Source organism: Acinetobacter uliginosus, assembly GCF_044130295.1.
GTDB lineage: Bacteria > Pseudomonadota > Gammaproteobacteria > Pseudomonadales > Moraxellaceae > Acinetobacter.
In genome coordinates this window covers 1-6,288 of sequence record NZ_JBIQOC010000134.1, presented here as the reverse complement: position 1 = coordinate 6,288, position 6,288 = coordinate 1, and the positions used below count along the sequence as shown (strand labels likewise).

5 protein-coding genes are annotated in these 6,288 nt (G+C 35.6%); all 5 read right to left on the bottom strand.

Annotated elements, in window-relative coordinates:
* Positions 1-379 precede the first annotated feature (379 nt).
* The 5 genes from ACE01T_RS16825 to ACE01T_RS16805 are packed head-to-tail and all read right to left on the bottom strand — an operon-like array spanning position 380 to position 6,051.
* Positions 380-862, bottom strand: a complete 483-nt coding sequence (locus tag ACE01T_RS16825; RefSeq protein WP_262474679.1) for a Mov34/MPN/PAD-1 family protein — start codon at positions 860-862, stop codon at positions 380-382.
* Positions 863-869: 7 nt separating this feature from the next.
* Positions 870-2,630 (bottom strand): HesA/MoeB/ThiF family protein, encoded by a 1,761-nt coding sequence (locus ACE01T_RS16820; RefSeq protein ID WP_395519733.1) that lies wholly within the window; start codon positions 2,628-2,630, stop codon positions 870-872.
* Position 2,631: 1 nt separating this feature from the next.
* Positions 2,632-3,894: a nucleotidyltransferase domain-containing protein gene (locus ACE01T_RS16815; RefSeq protein ID WP_395519732.1), complete on the bottom strand. Its 1,263-nt coding sequence runs from the start codon at positions 3,892-3,894 to the stop codon at positions 2,632-2,634.
* A gap of 3 nt (positions 3,895-3,897) precedes the next feature.
* Entirely contained in the window at positions 3,898-4,455 is a 558-nt protein-coding gene (locus ACE01T_RS16810) for a 3'-5' exonuclease (RefSeq protein ID WP_395519731.1), read from the bottom strand.
* A gap of 33 nt (positions 4,456-4,488) precedes the next feature.
* Complete coding sequence (locus ACE01T_RS16805) at positions 4,489-6,051, bottom strand: SAVED domain-containing protein (protein ID WP_395519730.1); 1,563 nt, start codon at positions 6,049-6,051, stop codon at positions 4,489-4,491.
* Between the last annotated feature and the right edge of the window lie 237 nt (positions 6,052-6,288).

Sequence of the window (6,288 nt, the reverse complement as noted above, 5' to 3'; positions counted from 1 at the left end):
CTATAAAAGTGTCTAAGGCCATAAACATAATGTCCATTTAATAAATAATGGACACTATCGGGATATTGAGAAAATAAGAAAAGTGGGGTTCAGCGGACGCTTACAATAATGATTTTTTTAAAAGCCATTGAAATATAAGTTTTTTGTTTTTAATTACTTTATATAAGTGGTATGACCCTTGCAATATTCCTTATATTCTAAAGAGTTGGAACATTGAATATTTAAAGGAATAAACCCAATGAAAAAAACCTATGTATCAGCCTTTGTTTAACTGTATTAGCTCAAATTTAACCTGACAGGCACAATAAAAAATGGGTAACTGTCAGATCAGGTTTGAGCTAGTACACTTGTATTAGTTCAGACTCGATCGGACATAGCTCTATTTTAAAGAAGCCAATATCATCCCATTTTTTTGAAAAGACCAAGCTCTTATCGTGTCATTATTACCACCATTGCCAACTATTATTGCTAAAGGACATGGTAATAATTCAATATTCTTCCCAGAAAACTCAAGAAAGCTTTTACTATCTTGTAGAGACAAATTGGGTATTAACTCTGAGTGGGTATGCCAATATCCTACCAAAACTAACCCTTGATTTTGATGCTCCAGAACTTCCTGCGTACACCTATTGACATCTAGTTCCAACCATGTTGGACCAGAACGATCAGCATTATGTGGAGGTGTAGCTACTGCAAGCCATAAACCATCCGACATACTTGTATCAATAAATAACTGCCCGCCTTTCTCATCTTCTTTTGATTTTTGTTGATGAGTAAAGAATATGTCTACCACCTGTGTGGACACTTTTAATTCTACACCAAGTGATTCCCATCGCCATTCCCAAGCTAGATCATAGCTCACTAGTACACTACTCCTCTGGCCACTCTCTGGAAATGACAATTTGCTTGTAACCTTCAGGTACACTCGGTCCTACGTACGTACCGTTCAATTCATATATCTTTTCAATAGTACCTATACTAGTAACCCATGTTTCGGATTCAACTTTTCCAGTAAGTACATCAAATACTGATTGAGCAGTTATTGTCGCTATTGTATTAATTCCAATAGGACCACCAGGGATAAACGCTTCTCCACAACCTGGAAGTGGGATGACCCCGTTATCTTTCCATTGTGAATAACCGTGTGCAAAGTTTCCATGGTCATCGAATAAATAGCGTCCATCAGCAATACTATTTGCTCTAGTTATCAGCACATGCCCTATGATTGCATGAGGTTCAGCCCAAGCTTGGATTAAAGCCCACTTAGACTGCCTAACTTTATGCAATAACCATATAAACTCTTCTGAATTCCAGTCAGCGGTTGTAATGACCACCACATCCATTTCATCAAGCATGCCAATATTCTTAATACATTCATACTGAATATACTGGGGAATTGATTTGATGGTGATATGGGGCAAATCTTTTTGGATTCGCTCTTTTAATGCTTGAGTTTTATATTTACCTAAGTCATCTACGCCTAAAATATGTCTACCCAAATTTGCACTTTCAAACCTATCAGGATCAAAAATGGTGATGTCTGTAATACCTGCCCTCACTAGATGCATAACGACTTGACTACCTAAAGAACCTGCACCAATCACTGCAACTTTTTTACCAGATATATCATTATTAGCTAGCTCTATATTTCTTGAGTGAATTACATTATTTGCCAACAAATGTACTGAACTAAGTTCCAAATTCGTTAATTTTACATTGTTATCCTGTTGAGCTCTTAATCTACGTCCAGCCCTTTTACCATAAATTTGTCTGCTATCACTTTTAATCCCTCTGTGTTTAAGAGTTATCGCTTTAATAATTGGTGGATCAGTATTCGGAAGCTCTAATAGCAACCATCTAATAGGATAACCATGGCTTCTTTTATCCCATTCTATTAACTTCCGATTATCCTCAGCAGATATATGATCCTCAATCCATTCAAAAACTTGATGAGAATTAGGAGTTTGAACAGCTGGATAAGAATTTAAACGAATAAAATATGCTACAGATGCTAAAACTGATACTTTCTCTATTCTGTTTAATATTTTAGAAAGATGTGTCTCTATCGTTTGTTGCTGCGATGCTAGCCAGACAACTTGATGACGTTTTATTCCCCCCCTTTGATCAGTGAGTCCCAAAAGTTCGCCATTCGTTGAAGGATGTTCCAATACAACAAGCTGGTGGTTATTAATTTTTAATTGTAGTCCCCAATAAGAAGCTAACTCTCTATAAAATTCCTCATTTCTATTACTTTCAATAGAAGAAGGTAATACAAGCTCTAATATCTTTGATAACCTCTTCAATGCATCATTTACTACACTTGCAGCAGAGTTTGCGGCTGGATGCTCCCCAAACCCATACAAACATAAAGATTGTGGCATTGCATGAGGCCATAAAAGCCAAGGTGAAGGGCTTATTTGTAGGCGCAAGCCAACTGTTGGAAAGCCTTCACAAAAGCTAATCCTGAGTATTCGTGAAACACCTAAAAAGTCCTCAGGTAAAGGAAATTCATATGCCAGTACCTCCTTTTCTTTAGGATCTGTTTCTTTAAGCAAAGACATAGCATCTTCACCTAAATATTGGTGTAAAAATGCTATGCCTTGTCTTATTTCTGGAGTGACTTTTTCCATCTTAACCAAGTCGACCTACTGGTTCATTTGAAGTATGAATGGATGCTGTAGATGAAGAGGATCCGGTTAAGGCATTTAATGCTAGAGCATTAAGCGTTATTTGAGAGCTTCTACCAGGTAATGTCCATGATTTATCAGGAACATTTATAATTTGCTCTTTGATAAATGCTCTTGGGACTCCAAAACTTTCCATAAGCTTATTTTCAAATGATGCTGAATTACCTAAGTCATTAAGTCCTATTAATACACTTTCTAAAGCTTGTGAATGCCATGCAAAAAATGCTTCTCGATAAGATTCACCCTCACCATTTGGACGATTCCATTTTTCAGCAAAGTTTTCACCTGAATCTTTAGGGTTCAATACAGCAAAGCCTTCATCAACTTGGGTTATAAACTGTGGCATGTATGCAATGATTTTTATAATTGCCTCAATTGGCCTTAGAGCCTGAGCCTGTGATTCTTTATAAACTTTCTCATATGCTTTGGCAGCTAGAGTTGTTATCACTGCAGAAATCGGTCGATACTCAGGACTTTCTGAATTTAATGCCCACTGATCACGATGTCTTTTTAGTAATTTAATAGTTGCTCTTAATGGATTATTTTCAGCGTAGTCTTCATACAAAGGCAAAGGATCTTGAGTTGCACTCTCCATAAGAACTTTGTCGCCAGCCATTTTTCGAATAATTTGGATTTCAAGCTTAGCCAAATTTTCTAGCCACAGTGAATAATCACGAGGTGTACTGCACTTCCAACCAGTCTCTCTATCTGGGACCTCTAAGTTTCCATAACCGGCTGATTGACCATTACCTCGTGCATTTCGTGCAGGTGTAACATCTATGTGGAACCCTGGGTTTTCATCTGCATAAACAATTCTAATGCCTCTACGCAAAGGTTTAATGGGGGTACTAGTTCTAGTCCCTTCTTCGAAACGCCTTGTTAGTGCATCTAATACTTCTTTTGAATCTACATTCTGTGCGTTAGGAAGTAAGACAATAGCATCAGCATCAACATTGGCCATATCCCCTTCTGCTTCAGGAGCTGGCTTGATTGTTGTCTTTAATCCAATCGAACCTTGTACAAAAATATGAGCATCTTTTAATATTTCATCTTCAGCTACATTTAAAATCGCTTGTAGATTACTATATCTATCTGTTATTAGATCGTATTGAGCAGGGGTTAATGAAATTTTTTGAACAATATTCATTAAAACCACTTCCCAACTATCTATTTGTGTTGGATGCTGCGCTTGTGCTACCAAATTCATAATTTACCTCCTTCTTTTTACTTCTTCTAAAATTAAATTAAATAACTCTGCTTGAAATATCGCATCCTGCAAAGCGTGATGATTACCAGTAAAATTCGGCTTTAATTTTTCAACTATTTTACTTGATTTAGTTTCTGACCATTCACCACCAAAACAGCCAAAATACATAGATTTAATATCTACTGAGGTATAGCCAAATGGATTATTTCCTAGATATTTATGGAAGTAATAGTTTATAAATGACCAATCAAATCCCACGTTAAACCCAACAAATATAGGTATTTCGTTGGCTGTAACATTTTGATCAATCCACTTACAACACTCAGCCATAGCCACATTTGCCAATAACCCTGTACTTAATAGAGTATCTAAGTTAAACCCTGTCACTGATAATGCTTCAGGGTCATACTTGTTTGAGATTGGCTTCAATTCACAATAAAAATTTACCGTTGGTTTATCCACCAAACACATACCAATTGATAATAGATCATAGTCACCAGGTATGGGGCCCGATGTTTCTATGTCCACTGAAATAAATACTTCATTTTTTTTAGCTTTCATATTAATAGTTCAAAAATAAGTATTAATTAGAATTTAGGAAATATTTATTTCCTGACCAGTCGCAACCAAACTAACTTTTTCTGCACCAATTTGGATAGTCGGTTCAAATGGGCCCTTATTGCCAGCCCCAGGTTTACGCTCATACAAGATAAAATCGGCATGATGGCGAGCCTGCATTTTTTGACCTAAGCGTACACATGCAGTGGTTGGAGCCACCATAATTAAGTGAACTTTCTGAAGTCTCCATTCGTCTTGAATTTTTTTATAAGCAATATCAATGGCCTCACCTAAATGTTCTAAATCTTTCGGGTGGTTGATAGCATTAAACGAACATTCATCAACTGTTATTTCTATAGTTGGCAAAATATATCCATTATTGAATAAATGCTCAGGTAACTCCGATTCAGGGATTTTTGCAGTTATATTCACCAATAAAAGAGCTTCACTTTCTCCATCAAGGTTGTCTTTATGTGTTATGACTTTAAACTTATTATTTTGTGGCACAGCTACTTCAGGCCACGCCCATTGTTTGCCTTTACCAAAAACTTTTTGTCTATGAAACTGAAATAAGGCAATACTTGAAGCATCACCTATAATTCTCCCACTCAAAATTAAAACCGACATTCCATGTAATGGAAAGATTGCTAGTATCTTTGGTCTATAATCATTTGCAGCCTTATGCAAGATTTTTTTTAAAATTGGAAAATCTTCCGTTTTAAATAGCTCAAATATATTTATCCAATAATTTGGGTTATTAGATGCACTAAAATAATCTGGATTCTTTAAAATTCGGTGCGGTTGAGAAAAGCTTTTCATTTCTTCTCGCCACATAGCCTCCTCAGCATCTTGACTATTAAAAACAAAAGGTTGCCCCTCAATTTTTCCACCAATAACTATCATTTCCGCCTCTGGAAATTTCAAACAGTCTAATAATCTCTTTACTTCGTTTACACTTTTTTCCCTCATTTCACGAAGAATTTCAACACTGTAGTTATGAGGCTCAATTTTATCTATTAAACGATGACACTTATCGCATAAAAGCATAATATTGGTTGGTTCATCCGCAAGTTTTTCAGAATCACGATTACCCCTTGGTCCATCCTCAGAAGATGCAACGATATGAGCATAATAGCTATAGTTTCCACTCATACTAGAAGTTAAATGTTCTCTTAAATCAACTCCACAACCTGAGAATTGACATCTCCAAGCTGCATCATACATAATTTTATTTTTAGTTTGAGTTTTTACCTCTCCCAGTCTACCTGAAGTCAAATTGATAGAAATCTTGATCCATTCATCAAGCTTCTTTAAAGTTGATAAGGCTTGTGCATCTTCAAACTTAGGCTTCTCCAACGTCAGATCTTTAGAAGCAGACTCAAGTATTAGTACTCTTTTAGCCTTTATTAGTGATTTTAGATAATCACGAGTTTCTCTTCCTAACTCTCCATACCCCAACTCTATCCAATCATTATTTTCGTTATTTAAATAAATTTTGGTATAAAACTTATTCACAAAAAGTAGAACATTCAAGGATGTGTTAGATACCTTATCCTTTAAAGCAGCTGCAAATTCAGCATCATCAAATGGATTTGACATTAAGTATTTATCTCAATTTTTATTTCTATTCCAATATTTTAACTGTAATATTAAATATTAAGAAGCTAATTTAGCTTTAAGCACGACAAGTTTTGTCGTGTAAACAATTACCTTTGATTAAAAGTGATAAAAAAATTCTTTGTACACGACAAAAAAAGATAACTCATTGAAATAATGGCATAATACTTGTTTTCTGACGACGAATATGATGACACATTTCAATGAGTTACATCTCAT

Bases quoted from the DNA above. Each gene is read 5' to 3' on its own strand.
- ACE01T_RS16815 (WP_395519732.1), bottom strand. From the start codon at position 3,894: ATGAATTTGGTAGCACAAGCGCAGCATCCAACACAAATAGATAGTTGG.
- ACE01T_RS16805 (WP_395519730.1), bottom strand. From the start codon at position 6,051: ATGTCAAATCCATTTGATGATGCTGAATTTGCAGCTGCTTTAAAGGAT.
- ACE01T_RS16810 (WP_395519731.1), bottom strand. From the start codon at position 4,455: ATGAAAGCTAAAAAAAATGAAGTATTTATTTCAGTGGACATAGAAACA.
- ACE01T_RS16820 (WP_395519733.1), bottom strand. From the start codon at position 2,630: ATGGAAAAAGTCACTCCAGAAATAAGACAAGGCATAGCATTTTTACAC.